The 16,454-nt window shown below is 70.8% G+C and carries 14 protein-coding genes; 12 read left to right on the top strand and 2 right to left on the bottom strand.

All coding sequences use genetic code 11. The annotated features are described in order from the left end of the window. Positions 1-142 precede the first annotated feature (142 nt). Positions 143-586 carry an SRPBCC family protein gene (locus OHA81_RS25795; protein ID WP_329199663.1) on the bottom strand — a complete coding sequence of 148 codons (444 nt, stop codon included), beginning with the start codon at positions 584-586 and terminating at the stop codon, positions 143-145. A gap of 203 nt (positions 587-789) precedes the next feature. Between OHA81_RS25795 and OHA81_RS25790 the strand changes: the two genes are divergently transcribed. Beyond that, a complete protein-coding gene (locus tag OHA81_RS25790) occupies positions 790-2,409 on the top strand; it encodes an alpha/beta hydrolase (protein ID WP_329199662.1) in 1,620 nt (539 codons plus the stop codon). Between the two features lie 24 nt (positions 2,410-2,433). Beyond that, entirely contained in the window at positions 2,434-2,853 is a 420-nt protein-coding gene (locus tag OHA81_RS25785) for a RidA family protein (RefSeq protein ID WP_329199661.1), read from the top strand. A 13-nt stretch (positions 2,854-2,866) separates the two neighbouring features. Here the strand turns inward: OHA81_RS25785 and OHA81_RS25780 are convergent, their stop codons facing one another. Further along, entirely contained in the window at positions 2,867-3,439 is a 573-nt protein-coding gene (locus tag OHA81_RS25780) for a HEAT repeat domain-containing protein (RefSeq protein ID WP_329199659.1), read from the bottom strand. Between the two features lie 326 nt (positions 3,440-3,765). Here OHA81_RS25780 and OHA81_RS25775 point away from each other — a divergent pair, with 326 nt between their 5' ends. From OHA81_RS25775 to OHA81_RS25730, 10 genes are all read left to right on the top strand, one after another. Continuing rightward, a complete protein-coding gene (locus OHA81_RS25775; protein WP_329199657.1) occupies positions 3,766-5,568 on the top strand; it encodes a 3-hydroxyacyl-CoA dehydrogenase family protein in 1,803 nt (600 codons plus the stop codon). Positions 5,569-5,764: 196 nt separating this feature from the next. Beyond that, positions 5,765-6,577, top strand: a complete 813-nt coding sequence (locus OHA81_RS25770) for a TetR family transcriptional regulator (protein WP_329199655.1) — start codon at positions 5,765-5,767, stop codon at positions 6,575-6,577. 395 nt (positions 6,578-6,972) lie between these two features. After that, positions 6,973-8,310: a crotonyl-CoA carboxylase/reductase gene (gene ccrA / locus OHA81_RS25765; protein ID WP_329199652.1), complete on the top strand. Its 1,338-nt coding sequence runs from the start codon at positions 6,973-6,975 to the stop codon at positions 8,308-8,310. Positions 8,311-8,355: 45 nt separating this feature from the next. Continuing rightward, positions 8,356-10,407 (top strand): protein meaA, encoded by a 2,052-nt coding sequence (locus tag OHA81_RS25760; protein ID WP_329199650.1) that lies wholly within the window; start codon positions 8,356-8,358, stop codon positions 10,405-10,407. Next, entirely contained in the window at positions 10,404-11,378 is a 975-nt protein-coding gene (locus OHA81_RS25755; protein ID WP_329199648.1) for an HpcH/HpaI aldolase/citrate lyase family protein, read from the top strand. The genes OHA81_RS25760 and OHA81_RS25755 overlap by 4 nt, the downstream gene beginning before the upstream one ends. A 4-nt stretch (positions 11,379-11,382) precedes the next feature. Next, complete coding sequence (locus tag OHA81_RS25750; protein ID WP_030155134.1) at positions 11,383-11,895, top strand: MaoC family dehydratase; 513 nt, start codon at positions 11,383-11,385, stop codon at positions 11,893-11,895. Positions 11,896-11,900: 5 nt separating this feature from the next. Next, positions 11,901-13,106, top strand: a complete 1,206-nt coding sequence (locus tag OHA81_RS25745; protein ID WP_136212901.1) for an acyl-CoA dehydrogenase family protein — start codon at positions 11,901-11,903, stop codon at positions 13,104-13,106. Between the two features lie 185 nt (positions 13,107-13,291). Then, the gene (locus tag OHA81_RS25740) at positions 13,292-13,948 is read left to right on the top strand and encodes a phosphatidylserine decarboxylase (RefSeq protein WP_136212902.1); all 657 of its coding nucleotides are present in this window, start codon (positions 13,292-13,294) and stop codon (positions 13,946-13,948) included. Between the two features lie 64 nt (positions 13,949-14,012). Then, positions 14,013-14,792: a CDP-diacylglycerol--serine O-phosphatidyltransferase gene (pssA, locus tag OHA81_RS25735; RefSeq protein ID WP_399280444.1), complete on the top strand. Its 780-nt coding sequence runs from the start codon at positions 14,013-14,015 to the stop codon at positions 14,790-14,792. Between the two features lie 176 nt (positions 14,793-14,968). Then, positions 14,969-16,450, top strand: coding sequence for an AlkA N-terminal domain-containing protein (locus OHA81_RS25730; protein WP_329199643.1), 1,482 nt, complete (start codon positions 14,969-14,971; stop codon positions 16,448-16,450). Positions 16,451-16,454: the final 4 nt, after the last annotated feature.

The following is a 16,454-nucleotide window of genomic DNA, read 5'->3' as shown; positions in this document are numbered from 1 at the left end:
TCTCTTCCGGATCCTGCCTGACCCGCGCCGGGGGCGCTGCGGGCCCGGGGCCACGCCCGGGGTCCGGGCGGCCGCACCCGGGACTCGGAATTCCACCCGAACCGGTGAGCCGCCCGGCCGCCCCCGCGGGCAACGGGCTCGCTCAGCCTTCGACTTCGGACGCCAGGTTGGAGAGCACCGTGTCGTAGATGCGGCCGAGGCCCTTGGGCGCGAAGGTGCGCTCGAAGAAGCCGCCGATGCCTCCGGCGCCGTTCCACACGGTGGAGACGACGACCCTGGACTTGCCCTCGCCGGCCGGGGTCACGGTCCAGGTGGTGACCATGGAGGAGTTGCGGTCCTTCTCGACGAGCTGGCCGTCGGTGGGCTCGCTGACCTCCAGCAGGCAGTCCCGTACGCGCTTGCTGGTGGCCTGGAGCTTCCAGTGGACCAGGGTGCCCTCGCCGTCGCCGCCCTCGCGCACCTCGTACTCGCTGAAGTGCTCGGGCAGCAGCTTGCCCCGGGTCCCGGTGTAGTCCGCCAGCGCGTCGAACACGGTCTCCGCGTCGGCCGCCATGATCCGCTCCGTGGTGGCCTCGACCTGCGCCATAGCTGTTCCTCCAGCAGTTGTGTCCGCTCGTCGCGGCAAGCCAACCACCTCGGGGGCGGGCGCCCAAATCGGCTCCGTCGGCCCCGGGACGGCCCGTACGGCCCCTGAACGCTCATCACATCGGGCCAATGGGCGGCGCAATCCGGGTTTCGGGGCGCGGTTTCCGGGACGATTCCGCCCAGAACCCTCGGCTGGGAGGCCCCATGCTCGACCCCCTGAACACGCACGGCTCCAAGAAGGAGCGCGGACCGCTCAAGAACCGCGCCGCCGTCCTGCTGTCGATCGCGACCGTCGCCGCCGCTCTCGCCACACCGGTGACGGCCGCCCCGCTGGCCCCGGCCGGCTCCGGCTCCGGCTCGGGACAGGCGGCGGCGCCGCTGCGCTGGACCGGCTGCGCGACCACCCGCTACCCCTCGCTGCAATGCGCCTCCCTCAAGGTCCCGCTCGACCACGACAACCCCAAGGGGCGGCAGATCGCCCTGGCGCTGACCCGGGTCCCGCACACCGCGGCGAAGTCGCAGGGCCCGCTGCTGGTCAACCCGGGCGGCCCGGGCGGCAGCGGCCGGGCGCTGGCCGGCTTCGTCGCCTCCGCGCTGCCCAAGGACGTGGCCGGCGCGTACGACGTGATCGGGTTCGACCCCCGGGGCGTGGGCAAGAGCGAGCCGGCCCTGGACTGCGCGAACGGCTACTTCGCCCCCGTGCGGCCGGACTCCGTCCCCACCGACGGGCGCGCCGAGCGGGCCAACCTGGACCGGGTCAGGTCGTTCGCGGAGTCCTGCCAGACCAAGCACGCGGACGTGCTCCCGTACATCGACACCGTCTCGGCCGCCCGTGACATGGAGTCGCTGCGCACGGCCCTGGGCGCGGCGAAGCTCAGCTATTTCGGCTACTCGTACGGGACCTACCTGGGCGCGGTGTACGCCAAGCTCCACCCGGACCGGGTGCACCGCCTCGTCCTGGACTCCGTCGTCGACCCGGGCGGGGTCTGGTACGAGGACAACCTCGCCCAGGACCGGGCCTTCGACGCCCGCCACAAGGCGTTCCTGGCGTGGGTGGCCCGGTACGACGAGAAGTACCGGCTCGGCGGTGACCCGGCGGAGGTCGAGCGGCGCTGGTACGAGATGCGGGAGGCGCTGCGGCACACGCCGGCGGGCGGGAAGGTCGGCGCGGCCGAGCTGGAGGACACCTTCATGCCGGGCGGCTACTACAACGGCTACTGGCCCAGCCTGGCCGAGGCGTTCTCCGCGTACGCCGCGGCCGGGGACGAGAAGCCGCTGGTGGCGGCGTACCAACGGTTCGGCGCGGTCGAGCCCGCGGCGGGCAACGGCTACAGCGTGTACACGGCGGTGCAGTGCCGGGACTCCGCCTGGCCGAAGGACTGGGACACCTGGCGGGCCGACATGTGGCGCACGCACGCCGAGGCGCCCTTCATGACCTGGAACAACGCTTGGTACAACGCGCCGTGCGCGTTCTGGAAGACGGAGCCCCTGGCCGCCCCGGACGTGAGGAACACCGACCTTTCGTCGGCGCTGCTCTTCCAGGCGACGGAGGACGCGGCGACGCCGTTCGGGGGCGCGCTGAGCATGCGGGACAAGCTCAAGGGCGCGGCGCTGGTGGTCGAGGAGGGCGGCGGGAACCACGGGATCGCGCTGAGCGGCAACAAGTGCCTGGACGAGAAGCTGGCGGCGTACCTGCGGACGGGCAAGGCGTCGGACGCCACGTGCCCGGCCCAGCCGGACCCGCAGCCGGCCGCGGCCACCCGCGCGGTCCCGCGTTCGGCCGGCGGCGCGGCCCTGCACGGGCTGCTGGGCTTCCGCGGCTGACCGTCACCGGGCAGGATCGTGCCCGTGACCACATCGAGCGACAGCCACCTCACCCGGATCACCGCTCCCGAGGGCGTCGCCCCGAGCCCCCAGTACAGCCACGTCGTCCGGGGGACGGGGACGTTCGTCGCCGTCTCCGGGCAGTGCGCGTTCGACGAGAAGGGCGAGGTGGTGGGTGTGGGCGACGCCGCCGCCCAGGCGCGACAGGTGTTCGAGAACCTGCGCCGGTGTCTGGAGGCGGCCGGGGCCGGCTTCGAGGACGTGGTGAAGCTGACCTACTTCGTCACGGACCTGGCCCACCTGCCCGCCCTGCGCGAAGCCCGCGCCGCCGTGATCCCGGCGGACCGGCTCCCCGCCTCCTCGGCGTTCCAGGTCGCCGCCCTGGTCCACCCGGAACTCCTGATGGAGGTCGAGGCCCTCGCGATCGTCCCGGCGGACCGCTGACCCCGTCCCGGGGTCAGCCGGCCGACCCGTCCGGGGCGGGCAGCGCGCGCAGGGCCTCGGTGGCCGCCACCGCGAGGCGGGGGTGGGACTGGGCACGGGTGAGGACGTCGCGGGCGCGGGGGTCGGCCAGCGCGCCGAGGCCTTCCACGCAGGCCAGGGCGACGCGCCAGTACGGGCTGTGCGGCGCCAGGAGCCGGGAGAGGGTGCGGATCAGCGCGGGCGCCGACTCGGGGGCCCGCAGGGCGGTGAGCAGGCGGACCGGGTGCAGGGCGTAGGCGGTGCGCAGTTCGTTCGTCGCCAGGGCCGCCGCCGCGCGGGCGGTGCGGGGGTCCCCGAGAACGGCGAGCGCCTGCGCGGCGGCCTCGCAGCGCGGCGGGTCCCGGTGGTTGAGCAGCAGCACCAGTGCCTCGAAGGCGCGCCGGTCCCCCGCCATCCCCAGCCGGTAGGCGGCCAGTTCACGCGCCCACAACGGCCGTCCGGGCGAAGTCAGGGCCCCCGCCAGCCCGTCGGGCCCGGCCGCCAGCAGCGCCTCGTACTCCGCCGACCGTCCCGCTTCACTACCCAGCCGCTCCAGCACGTCGTTCACGCTGCCACCCTAGGCCCGCAGCGGTGTACGTCACACGCGTTTGTCATCCCCGTGCTCTGGCCAACGGGTTACCGACGAGTTACGCTCCCTTCAACACGTACGGGACCGGCCTGGTGACGCAGCCGCCCCGTACCAGTCGGTCCGGTACCCCAAGTACCGCGAGCCCCGTACCGCGTGTTCGGGTACGGCGTTCCACCTACGGCGTGGCCCCGGGACAGGGTCCGCCGTCCTCCCGCCCTTCGGGCATCTCTGTGCGGAATCCCCGGCCGCGTGCTGTGCGCCGCGCGCCGCCCCCAGTCGTCACCCTCTTCCACTGGAGTCCCGCGATGGACCGTCCGTCCACGTCCAGTCAACCCACCCTCCAGACCGTCGCCGTCATCGGTCTCGGCACGATGGGCACCGGCATCGCCGAGGTGCTCGCCCGGGCCGGCCGCGAGGTCATCGGCATCGACGTCAGCGAAGGCGCCGCCCGCAGGGCCACCGCCGCGCTGGCCGCCGCGACGGCCCGGTCCGTCGCCCGGCAGCGGCTCACCGAGCCCGAGCGCGACGCCGTGCTCGCCCGTTTCCGCACCTTCACCGAGCTGGGCGCCGCCGCCGACGCCGACCTCGTCATCGAGGTCGTGCCCGAGGACTACGCGCTCAAGCAGCGGCTCTTCCGCGAACTCGACGCGATCGTCCGCCCGGACACCATCCTGGCCACCGGCACCAACGCCCTGTCGGTGACCCGGATGGCGGCCGAGTCCCAGCGCCCCGAGCGGGTCCTGGGCCTGCACTTCTTCAACCCTGCGCCGGCGATGAAGCTGGTCGAGGTCGTCTCCTGCGTGCTGACGGCCCCGCCCGCCGTCCAGGCGGTCACCGAGCTGGCCCGCGAGCTCGGCAAGGAGCCCGTGGCGGTCGGCGACCGTCCCGGTTTCGTCGCGGACGGCCTGCTCTTCGGCTACCTGAACCAGGCCGCCGCCATGTACGAGTCGAAGTACGCCTCCCGCGAGGACATCGACGCGGCCATGCGGCTCGGCTGCGGACTTCCGATGGGCCCGCTCGCACTGCTGGACCTGATCGGCGTGGACACGGCCCGTACCGTCCTGGAGGCCATGTACGCCTCCTCCGGCGACCGGCTGCACGCACCGGCCCCGATCCTCGGGCACCTCGCCGAGGCGGGCCTGACCGGGCAGAAGGCGGGGCGCGGTTTCTACACGTACGAGGCCCCGGGCAGCCCGGTGATCGTGCGGGACCTCCAGACCCCGCTGGACGGGTCGCTGCTCGGCGCGGGCCGCGCGGTCGCCTCGGTCGGCGTGGCCGGCTCCGGCACCATGGCGAGCGGTATCGCGCAGGTCTTCGCGCAGGCCGGCTACCCGGTGGTGCTGGCGGCCCGCAGCCAGGAGAAGGCGGAGGCCGCGAAGGCCGCGATCGGCAAGTCCTTGGGCCGTGCGGTGTCCAAGGGCCGGCTGACCGAGGACGGCGCGGCCAAGACCCTGGCCCTGATCACCCCGGCGGGTTCGCTGGACGCCTTCGCCGACGTGGACCTGGCGGTGGAGGCCGTCGCCGAGGACCTGGCGGTCAAGCAGGAGCTCTTCGCGGGCCTGGACAAGGTCTGCAAGCCGGGCGCGGTGCTCGCCACCACCACCTCCTCGCTGCCGGTGATCGCCGTGGCGCGCGCGACCTCGCGCCCGCAGGACGTGATCGGCATGCACTTCTTCAACCCGGCGCCGGCCATGAAGCTGGTCGAGGTGGTCCGTACCGTCCTGACCGCCGAGGACGTCCACGCCACGGTCCGCGAGGTCTGCGGGAAGGTCCGCAAGCACGCGGTCGACTGCGGGGACCGGGCCGGTTTCATCGTCAACGCGCTGCTGTTCCCCTACCTGAACAACGCGATCAAGATGGTCGAGGAGCACTACGCGGGCATCGACGACATCGACGCCGCGATGAAGCTGGGCGGCGGCTACCCGATGGGGCCCTTCGAGCTCCTCGACGTGGTCGGCCTGGACGTGTCCCTGGCCATCGAGAAGGTCCTCCACCGGGAGTTCCGCGACCCGGGCCTGGCGCCCTCGCCGCTGCTGGAGCACCTGGTCGCGGCGGGCTGCCTGGGCCGCAAGACCGGCCGCGGATTCCGTGAGTACGCCCGCCGGTGATCCGACTCCCGGGCGTCCTGACGCCCGGGCCCGCGAGCCGGATGCGTGGGGAGGGCTCTTCGGGTCCGCCGGACCCTCACGGCGGACGAACCCTCCCGACGAGCACTGTGTGCCCAGTGCCGGTCCTCCCCCGCATCCACCCCTGTCCCACCCCCCTCAGGCGCGCTCTCCTGCGCGAATGAAGTACTTTCGCTCTATGTCCCAGCCCGCCAAGACCTCGCCCCGCGCCGCCACGGCGTCCGACGCCCCGGAGAGCGCGGCCGGCACCAAGGCGGCCGCGCAGCGGCTCAAGATGCGCCGTGAGCTGGCGGCTGCCGCCATGGAGCTGTTCGCGACGAAGGGGTACGAGGCCACGACGGTCGACGAGATCGCCGCGACCGCAGGGGTGGCCCGCCGGACCTTCTTCCGGCACTTCCGGTCCAAGGAAGAGGCGATCTTCCCGGACCACGACGACACCTTGACCCGCGCCGAGGCGGTCCTCGACGTGGCCCCGGCGCACGAGCACCCGCTCGACACGGTGTGCCGGGGGATCAAGGAAGTCATGAAGATGTACGCCGCCTCGCCCGCGGTGTCGGTGGAGCGCTACCGGCTCACCCGTGAGGTGCCGGCGCTGCGGGAGCGGGAGATCGCCTCGGTGGCCCGGTACGAGCGTCTGTTCACGCGCTACCTGCTGGCCCACTTCGACGAGCAGGACCACAACGACGGCAACGACGATCCGCTGCTGGCGGAGGTCGCGGCCTCGGCGGTGGTCACGGCGCACAACCACGTGCTGCGGCGCTGGCTGCGTGCGGGCGGCCAGGGGGACGTGGAGGCGCAGCTGGACCACGCCTTCTCCATCGTGCGCAAGACCTTCGGTTCGGGGATCGGCGCGGGCCGTACCCTCACGGGCCCGCCGGCCGCGCCGGCGGCGGTCCGCACGGAGGGCGAGGTGCTGGTGGCGGTCGCCCGCACGGACGCCCCGCTCGACGAGGTCATGCGGACCATCGAAGAGGCACTCAAGAACAAGTAGCGACTCTGGTCACACCAGGCCGGCCCAGGGCCGCCCCCCGATGCGGGGGGCGGCCCTTCCGTTTGTCCGGGTTGCCCCTACTCGCCGGTAACTCTGATCGATCATCGCTCATCTGCGCAGGTCAAATGGCAAATGAGAGAAAGTTCTGGCACGCGGTGCCTTGCTGAGTGACACGGGGTGCCATACGTTGAAGTGGTCCGGATGTCCCCGCGATCCACGTCCACCCGGCACGGACCGCGCCCCGGATGCCTGCGTCACCAGGCCCCCGTACGCCCCACCACAGGCGTCGCCGCACCACCGCTTTCGCCGGACCGACGGCACCACACCACACCCGTACCGCGCAGCCGCGTATCCCCTCAGCGCACCCTCATCAGCGCTTAGCCGGAGGCAATACCGTGAAGGACATCCTGGACGCGATCCAGTCGCAGGCCGCAACGGCCGCCGACTTCGCGGCCCTGCCGCTCCCCGACTCGTACCGCGCGATCACCGTGCACAAGGACGAGGCGGAGATGTTCGCCGGGCTCACCACCCGCGAGAAGGACCCGCGCAAGTCCCTGCACCTCGACCAGGTCCCGGTGCCGGAGCTCGGCCCGGGCGAGGCCCTCGTGGCCGTCATGGCCTCGTCGGTCAACTACAACTCCGTGTGGACCTCGATCTTCGAGCCGGTGTCCACCTTCAGCTTCCTGGAGCGCTACGGGCGCCTGTCGGAGCTCACCAAGCGCCACGACCTCCCGTACCACGTCATCGGCTCCGACCTCGCGGGCGTCGTGCTGCGCACGGGCCCCGGCGTCAACGCCTGGCAGCCCGGCGACGAGGTCGTCGCGCACTGCCTGTCGGTCGAGCTGGAGTCCTCCGACGGCCACAACGACACGATGCTCGACCCCGAGCAGCGCATCTGGGGCTTCGAGACCAACTTCGGCGGCCTGGCGGAGATCGCACTCGTCAAGTCGAACCAGCTGATGCCCAAGCCGGACCACCTCAGCTGGGAGGAGGCCGCCTCCCCCGGCCTGGTGAACTCCACCGCCTACCGCCAGCTGGTCTCGCGCAACGGCGCCGGCATGAAGCAGGGCGACAACGTCCTGATCTGGGGCGCCAGCGGCGGCCTCGGCTCCTACGCCACCCAGTTCGCGCTGGCCGGCGGCGCCAACCCGATCTGCGTCGTCTCCTCCCCGGAGAAGGCCGACATCTGCCGTGCCATGGGCGCCGAGGCGGTCATCGACCGCAACGCCGAGGGCTACAAGTTCTGGAAGGACGAGCAGACCCAGGACCCCAAGGAGTGGAAGCGCTTCGGCAAGCGCATCCGCGAGCTGACCGGCGGCGAGGACATCGACATCGTCTTCGAACACCCCGGCCGCGAGACCTTCGGCGCGTCCGTCTACGTCACCCGCAAGGGCGGCACCATCACCACCTGCGCCTCCACCTCCGGCTACATGCACGAGTACGACAACCGCTACCTGTGGATGTCCCTCAAGCGGATCATCGGCTCGCACTTCGCGAACTACCGCGAGGCCTGGGAAGCCAACCGCCTGATCGCCAAGGGCAAGATCCACCCCACCCTTTCGAAGGTGTACTCGCTGGAGGACACCGGCCAGGCCGCCTACGACGTCCACCGCAACCTCCACCAGGGCAAGGTCGGCGTCCTCGCCCTGGCCCCCGAAGAAGGCCTGGGCGTACGCGACCACGAGATGCGGGCCAAGCACCTGGACGCGATCAACCGCTTCCGCAACATCTGACAGCCGACACGTCCGATCGTTCAAGGGCCAAAGGGACAGCCTGAGATGACAGAGCGCCAGAAAGACCGACCGTGGCTCATGCGGACGTACGCCGGCCACTCCACGGCCGAGGCGTCCAACGAGCTGTACCGCCGCAACCTCGCCAAGGGCCAGACCGGCCTGTCGGTCGCGTTCGACCTGCCGACGCAGACCGGCTACGACCCCGACCACATCCTCGCCCGCGGCGAGGTGGGCCGGGTCGGGGTTCCGGTCTCCCATCTGGGCGACATGCGGCGGCTGTTCCAGGACATCCCCCTGGAGCAGATGAACACCTCGATGACGATCAACGCCACCGCCATGTGGCTGCTGGCGCTCTATCAGGTGGCCGCCGAGGAGCAGGGAGCGGACATCTCCAAGCTCCAGGGCACCACCCAGAACGACATCGTCAAGGAGTACCTCTCGCGCGGGACGCACGTCTTCCCGCCCGGTCCCTCGCTCCGCCTGACGACGGACATGATCGCGTACACGGTCAACCACATCCCCAAGTGGAACCCGATCAACATCTGCTCGTACCACCTCCAGGAGGCGGGGGCGACCCCGGTCCAGGAGATCTCGTACGCGATGTCCACCGCGATCGCCGTCCTGGACTCGGTGCGCGACTCCGGGCAGGTCCCGGAGGAACGTTTCGGTGAGGTGGTCGCCCGTATCTCCTTCTTCGTGAACGCGGGCGTCCGCTTCATCGAGGAGATGTGCAAGATGCGCGCCTTCGGCCGGATCTGGGACCAGGTCACCCGCGAGCGCTACGGCATCGAGGACGCCAAGCAGCGGCGCTTCCGGTACGGCGTCCAGGTCAACTCCCTCGGACTGACCGAGGCGCAACCGGAGAACAACGTCCAGCGCATCGTGCTGGAGATGCTCGCGGTCACGCTCTCCAAGGACGCCCGGGCCCGCGCCGTGCAGCTGCCCGCCTGGAACGAGGCGCTGGGCCTGCCCCGGCCCTGGGACCAGCAGTGGTCTCTGCGCATCCAGCAGGTCCTGGCGCACGAGAGCGACCTGCTGGAGTACGAGGACATCTTCGCCGGATCCCACGTCATCGAGGCCAAGGTCGAGTCGCTGGTGGCCGAGTGCCTGGCCGAGATCGACCGGATCCAGGAGATGGGCGGCGCGATGGCCGCCGTCGAGTCCGGGTACCTGAAGGGCGAGCTGGTCGCCTCGCACGCCGAGCGGCGCGCCCGGATCGAGGCCGGCCAGGACAAGATCGTCGGCGTCAACTGCTACGAGCAGACCGAGGAGAACCCGCTCACGGCCGACCTGGACGGCGCCATCATGACGGTCGACCCGGCCACCGAGGCGCTGACCGTGGAGCGGATCGTCCGCTGGCGGGCCGAGCGGCAGGAGTCCTCGGACCGGCAGGGGAACGGCGACCCCTTCGTCTTCCCGACGGTGATGCAGGCCCTGGACCGGCTCAAGGAGGCCGCCGCCGGGACCGAGAACCTGATGGAAGCCACCTTGGAGTGCGCCCGCGCCGGTGTCACGACCGGAGAGTGGGCCAACGCCCTGCGCGAGGTGTTCGGCGAGTTCCGCGCCCCGACCGGGGTCTCCTCGGCCCCGGTGGCGGTCACCGCCGAGGAGGGCACGCCGATGGCCCTGGTCCGCGAGAAGGTCGCCCGTACCGCCGAGGACCTGGGCTCCGGCCGGCTGCGCCTGCTGGTCGGCAAGCCGGGTCTGGACGGGCACTCCAACGGCGCCGAGCAGATCGCCGTACGTGCCCGCGACGCCGGGTTCGAGGTGGTCTACCAGGGCATCCGGCTGACGCCCGAGGAGATCTCCTCGGCGGCGCTGGCCGAGGACGTGCACTGCGTGGGACTGTCCATCCTGTCCGGCTCGCACAGTGCGCTCGTGCCGGACGTGCTGGAACGCCTCCGTAAGGCGGGGGCGGGTGACATCCCCGTGGTCCTCGGCGGCATCATTCCGAACGCCGATGCCATCGCCCTCAAGGCGGCCGGAGTGGCCGCCGTGTTCACACCCAAGGACTTCGGTATCACGGAGATCATCGGCCGTATCGTCGACGAGATCCGGAAAGCGAACAAGCTCGACCCTCTGGAGGTCCCCGCATGACTACGCCCACGTCTCCCGTGAACCGGCTGCGGCCGCGCCGCTCCTGCCTCGCGGTGCCGGGATCGAACCCGCGCTTCCTGGAGAAGGCCCAGGGCCTGCCGGCCGACCAGGTCTTCCTCGACCTGGAGGACGCCTGCGCCCCGCTCGCCAAGGAAGGCGCCCGCCACACCATCGTGGACGCGCTGAACAACGGCGACTGGACCGGCAAGACCCGGGTCGTGCGCGTCAACGACTGGACCACGCACTGGACGTACCGCGACGTCATCACCGTCGTGGAGGGCGCCGGCCAGAACCTCGACTGCATCATGCTGCCGAAGGTCCAGGACGCCCAGCAGATCGTGGCGCTCGACCTCCTGCTGACGCAGATCGAGAAGACGATGGGCTTCGAGGTCGGCAAGATCGGCATCGAGGCGCAGATCGAGAACGCCCAGGGCCTCAACAACGTCAACGCGATCGCGCAGGCCTCCCAGCGCGTGGAGACGATCATCTTCGGGCCGGCCGACTTCATGGCCTCCATCAACATGAAGTCCCTGGTCGTGGGTGAGCAGCCGCCCGGCTACCCGGCGGACGCCTACCACTACATCCTGATGAAGATCCTGATGGCCGCCCGGGCCAACAACCTGCAGGCGATCGACGGCCCCTACCTCCAGATCAAGAACGTGGACGGGTACCGCGAGGTCGCCGGGCGCGCCGCGGCCCTCGGCTTCGACGGCAAGTGGGTGCTGCACCCCGGCCAGGTCGACGCGGCCAACGAGGTCTTCTCCCCCTCCCAGGAGGACTACGACCACGCCGAGCTGATCCTCGACGCGTACGACTGGTGCACCTCCGAGGCCGGCGGCAAGAAGGGCTCGGCCATGCTCGGCGACGAGATGATCGACGAGGCCAGCCGCAAGATGGCCCTGGTCATCGCGGGCAAGGGCCGCGCCGCCGGCATGCAGCGCACCACCAAGTTCGAGATCCCGGAGGCGTAGGGCCATGCAGTTCGGACGCACGTACGAGGAGTTCGAGGTCGGGGCCGTCTACAAGCACTGGCCCGGGAAGACGGTCACGGAGTACGACGACCACCTCTTCTGTCTGCTGACCATGAACCACCACCCGCTGCACATGGACAGCAACTACGCCGAGAACACCACCGACTTCGGCAAGAACGTGGTCGTCGGCAACTACATCTACTCGCTGCTGCTCGGCATGTCGGTCCCCGACGTCTCGGGGAAGGCCATCGCCAACCTGGAGATCGAGTCGCTGCGGCACGTGGCGCCGACCTTCCACGGCGACACCATCTACGGCGAGACCACGGTCCTCGACAAGACCCCCTCGAAGTCGAAGAACGACCGCGGGATCGTCTACGTGGAGACCAAGGGCTACAAGCAGGACGGCACCCTCGTCTGCGTCTTCCGGCGCAAGGTGATGGTCCCGACCGAGACGTACATCAAGGAGCGCGGCGGCGAGCAGCCCGGGCGCCCGCAGCTCAAGGAACAGGGGAAGTAAGAGCCATGACCCGACTTGCCCAGACCGCCGGCCTCAACGAGGTCCAGCGCGAGATCCTCAAGACGGTCCGCGAGTTCGTCGACAAGGAGATCATCCCGGTCGCGACCGAGCTGGAGCACCGCGACGAGTACCCGCAGCAGATCGTCGACGGTCTCAAGGAACTCGGCCTGTTCGGCCTGATGATCCCGGAGGAGTACGGCGGTCTGGGTGAGTCGCTGCTCACCTACGCGCTGTGCGTCGAGGAGATAGCGCGCGGCTGGATGTCCGTCTCGGGCATCATCAACACCCACTTCATCGTGGCGTACATGCTCAAGCAGCACGGTACGCAGGAGCAGAAGGACCACTTCCTCCCGCGCATGGCGCTGGGCGAGGTCCGCGGCGCGTTCTCGATGTCCGAGCCGGGTCTGGGCTCGGACGTGTCGGCCATCACGTCCAAGGCGGTGAAGGACGGTGACGAGTACGTCCTGAACGGCCAGAAGATGTGGCTCACCAACGGCGGCACGTCCACTCTGGTGGCCGTCCTGGTCCGGAGTGACGAAGGACACCCCGAGGGGACCGCGCCCCACAAGTCGATGACGACGTTCCTGGTCGAGAAGGAGCCCGGCTTCGGTGAGGTCCGTCCGGGCCTGACCATCCCGGGCAAGATCGACAAGATGGGCTACAAGGGCGTCGACACGACCGAGCTCATCATGGACGGACTGCGCATTCCGGCCAATCGTGTACTGGGCGGCCAGACGGGCCGAGGGTTTTACCAAATGATGGACGGGGTCGAGGTCGGCCGCGTCAACGTGGCGGCGCGTGGCTGTGGCGTCGCTCAGCGTGCGTTCGAGCTGGGTGTCTCCTATGCCCAGCAACGTCACACTTTCGGCAAGGCGATCGCCGAGCACCAGGCCATCCAGTTCAAGCTGGCCGAAATGGCTACCAAGGTCGAAGCCGCCCATGCGATGATGGTCAACGCAGCACGCAAAAAGGACTCCGGGGAACGAAACGACCTCGAAGCGGGGATGGCGAAGTACCTCGCCTCCGAGTACTGCAAGGAGGTGGTGGAGGACGCCTTCCGTATCCATGGCGGGTACGGATTCTCGAAGGAGTACGAGATCGAGCGCCTCTACCGGGAAGCCCCGATGCTGCTGATCGGTGAAGGTACGGCCGAGATCCAGAAAATGATCATCGGGCGACGCCTGCTTGAGGAGTACCGGCTCCAGGGCTGAAAGTCCCTTTTGCGGCGGATCGCCAGACGGTTTTCCGCAAAAGGGTCACTGCCAGTCACTGGCCGACGGTCATCGACTCGGCTTCTGGCTTGCCCAGTTGTTGCGTGCAACCGATAGCATTCCAGTAAAGCCGCCGTCCCGTCCCCCCGTTTGCGGCGCGGCATCACCCGCTACGAAGGTCATCCATGCCCCACAGCCAAACCTCTGCACCTCGCGTCGGCCTCCTCGGTGGACGCCTCGCGCGCGGAGCATCGCCGTGGCTCCTGCCGACCGTCGCCACCGCGGCGCTCAGCCTCACCCGGGCCCGCAAGTCCGGACGCTGGGCCGCGGCGGCCGTGCCCGCCACCGCTCTCGCGGCGGGCATGCTGTGGTTCTTCCGCGACCCGGAGCGCGAAATCGCCCAGGGCCGCGTCATCTCGCCCGCCGACGGCGTGGTGCAGAGCATCATGCCGTGGAAGGACGGGCGCACCCGCGTCGCGATCTTCATGAGCCCCCTGAACGTCCACGTCAACCGCGCGCCGCTGGCCGGCACGGTGACGTCCGTGGAGCACATCCCCGGCGGGTTCGTCCCGGCGTTCAACAAGGAGAGCGAGAACAACGAGCGCGTCGTCTGGCACTTCGACACCGAGCTCGGTGACATCGAGATGGTGCAGATCGCCGGAGCCGTCGCGCGTCGCATCGTCCCCTACCTGCCGGCCGGCACCAAGGTGGAGCAGGGCGAACGCATCGGTCTGATCCGCTTCGGCTCGCGCGTCGACATCTACCTCCCCGAGGGCGTCGAGGTCGCGGTCGAGGTCGGTCAGGCCACCACCGCGGGGGTGACCCGAATTGACCGTGACTGACCCTGAGACCCCTGCCACAGGCTGGGTTCCCGAGGCCAAGGACGAGGACGCGGACGCGGAAGACATGCCGCTCTCCCTGCGGCTGTCGATAGCGGACACCCTCACCCTCGGCAACGCGACCTGCGGATTCATGGCGGTGTACTTCACCACCACCGGGATCCTCATCCCGCACCTCACCGGCAGCGGCGAGTCGGGCATGGCCCGGCACAGCGCGGCGACCGCGGTGATACTGATGCTGCTCGCGGCGGTCTTCGACCTCTTCGACGGCATCGTGGCCCGCAAGCTGCGCAGCTCGCCGATGGGCGCGGAGCTGGACAACCTGTCGGACCTGATCAGCTTCGGGCTGGCGCCGGCGTACTTCGTGCTGGTGTACGGCATGGTCGCGGACGACGCGCACCAGAAGATGTCGGCACTGGCGGCGATCGTGGTGCTGCTGGCGGTGGTCCTGAGGCTGGCCAGATTCAGCTGCGTGACGATGAAGGACGGCATGTTCCAGGGCATGCCGAGCCCCTTCGGAGCGCTGACGGTCGTCTCCGTCGTCCTGCTGGGGCTCCCCTTCATCCCGACGCTGCTGGCGATCATCGGGGTGGCGTGGCTGATGGTGAGCCGGGTCGAGTACCCCAAGCCGCGGGGTGTCCTCGCGGTGGCGATGCTCAGCTGGATCATCGGGGCGATGGGGTTGCTGGCGGCCTGGGCGTTCGACGCCCCGGGCGGCCAGCTGCTGCTCCAGACCGGGTGCGCGCTGCAGATCGCCCTGGCGGCGACGATCCCGCTGTTCGCGACGACCCGTCGCGCGAACACGTTCCGGCACAACCGGCGCGAGGCGCGAGCCGCCACGCGCTAGCGTCGGCCGCTGTTCCTCGGAAGGGCCCCCGGGTGCCGTCAAGGCCCCGGGGGCCCTTCCACGTCCCGCCCCGGGGCCGACGGGGCTTCACAGTCCGACCCGGCGACCGGCGGGCCCGTACGCTTGATGTCGGAAAACTGCCAGCCGCAGGCAGGGGCGGACGGGATCCTGGAGGCATGTACACCGACATCGACCGCTGTGTGAGGGCCGTGCAGTCCAAGGACGCCCGCTTCGACGGGTGGTTCTTCACTGCCGTGCTGACCACGCGGATCTACTGCCGGCCCAGCTGTCCCGCCGTGCCGCCCAAAGTCGAGAACATGACCTTCCTGCCCAGCGCCGCCGCCTGTCAGCAGGCCGGGTTCCGGGCCTGCAAGCGGTGCCGGCCCGACACCAGCCCCGGCTCACCCGAGTGGAACGCCCGCGCCGACGCCGTCGCCCGGGCCATGCGGCTCATCCAGGACGGCGTGGTCGACCGCGAGGGCGTACCCGGGCTGGCGGCCCGCCTCGGGTACTCCACCCGCCAGGTCGAGCGGCAGCTGAGCACCGAGCTCGGCGCCGGCCCCCTCGCCCTCGCCCGGGCGCAGCGCGCGCAGACCGCCCGGCTGCTCATCGAAACCTCCGCCCTCCCCATGGGCGACGTCGCCTTCGCCGCCGGGTTCGCCTCCATCCGCGCCTTCAACGACACCGTCCGCGAGGTGTTCGCCCTCTCCCCGAGCGAGCTGCGCACCCGCTCCGCGAGGGCCCACCGCGACCAGCCCCGGATCCCCGGCTCGATCAGCCTGCGGCTCCCCTTCCGGGCGCCCCTCAATCCCGACAACCTCTTCGGCCACCTCGCCGCGACCGCCGTCCCCGGCGTCGAGGAGTGGCGCGACGGCGCCTACCGCCGGACGCTGCGGCTCCCGTTCGGCACCGGCGTGGTCGCGCTCGCCCCGCGGCCCGACCACATCGCCTGCCAGCTCGCCCTGACCGACCTGCGGGACCTCACCCTCGCCATCAGCCGCTGCCGCCGGCTGCTGGACCTCGACGCCGACCCCGAGGCCGTGGACGAGCAGCTCCGCTCGGACCCGCTGCTGGCACCGCTCGTCGACAAGGCCCCGGGGCGCCGGGTGCCCCGTACGGTCGACGCGGCGGAGTTCGCGGTACGGGCCGTGCTCGGCCAGCAGGTGTCCACCGCCGCGGCCCGTACGCACGCCGCCCGGCTGGTCACCGCGCACGGCGAGCCGGTCGCCGACCCCGACCCGGAGGGCGGGCTGACCCACTTGTTCCCGTCCCCGCAGGCCCTCGCCGCGCTGGATCCGCAGGCGCTGGCCCTGCCGCGCAGCCGCCGCGCGACCCTCACCACCCTGGTCTCGGCCCTGGCGGACGGCTCGCTCCCCCTGGGCGTCGACAGCGACTGGGAGGCGGCCCGCGCGCAGCTCGGCACACTGCCCGGCTTCGGCCCGTGGACCACCGAGGTCATCGCGATGCGGGCGCTCGGCGACCCGGACGCGTTCCTGCCCTCCGACCTCGGGGTCCGTCGCGCCGCCGCGGGGCTCGGGCTGCCGTCCACCCCGGCCGCGCTCACCGCGCGGGCGGCCGCCTGGCGGCCCTGGCGCGCGTACGCCGTCCAGTACCTGTGGGCCACCGACGGCCACCCCATCAACCACCTGCCCGTCTGAGGAG

The organism is Streptomyces sp. NBC_00667 (assembly GCF_036226825.1).
Classification (GTDB): domain Bacteria; phylum Actinomycetota; class Actinomycetes; order Streptomycetales; family Streptomycetaceae; genus Streptomyces.
Note: the sequence above shows the minus strand (reverse complement) of the source record. Positions and strands in the feature narration are given on the sequence as shown.

Coding starts and splice junctions, on each gene's coding strand:
- OHA81_RS25745 (WP_136212901.1), top strand. CDS start 11,901: ATGACCCGACTTGCCCAGACCGCCGGCCTCAACGAGGTCCAGCGCGAG.
- OHA81_RS25730 (WP_329199643.1), top strand. CDS start 14,969: ATGTACACCGACATCGACCGCTGTGTGAGGGCCGTGCAGTCCAAGGAC.
- OHA81_RS25755 (WP_329199648.1), top strand. CDS start 10,404: ATGACTACGCCCACGTCTCCCGTGAACCGGCTGCGGCCGCGCCGCTCC.
- OHA81_RS25740 (WP_136212902.1), top strand. CDS start 13,292: ATGCCCCACAGCCAAACCTCTGCACCTCGCGTCGGCCTCCTCGGTGGA.
- OHA81_RS25760 (WP_329199650.1), top strand. CDS start 8,356: ATGACAGAGCGCCAGAAAGACCGACCGTGGCTCATGCGGACGTACGCC.
- OHA81_RS25770 (WP_329199655.1), top strand. CDS start 5,765: ATGTCCCAGCCCGCCAAGACCTCGCCCCGCGCCGCCACGGCGTCCGAC.
- pssA (WP_399280444.1), top strand. CDS start 14,013: ATGCCGCTCTCCCTGCGGCTGTCGATAGCGGACACCCTCACCCTCGGC.
- OHA81_RS25775 (WP_329199657.1), top strand. CDS start 3,766: ATGGACCGTCCGTCCACGTCCAGTCAACCCACCCTCCAGACCGTCGCC.
- OHA81_RS25790 (WP_329199662.1), top strand. CDS start 790: ATGCTCGACCCCCTGAACACGCACGGCTCCAAGAAGGAGCGCGGACCG.
- OHA81_RS25795 (WP_329199663.1), bottom strand. CDS start 586: ATGGCGCAGGTCGAGGCCACCACGGAGCGGATCATGGCGGCCGACGCG.
- OHA81_RS25750 (WP_030155134.1), top strand. CDS start 11,383: ATGCAGTTCGGACGCACGTACGAGGAGTTCGAGGTCGGGGCCGTCTAC.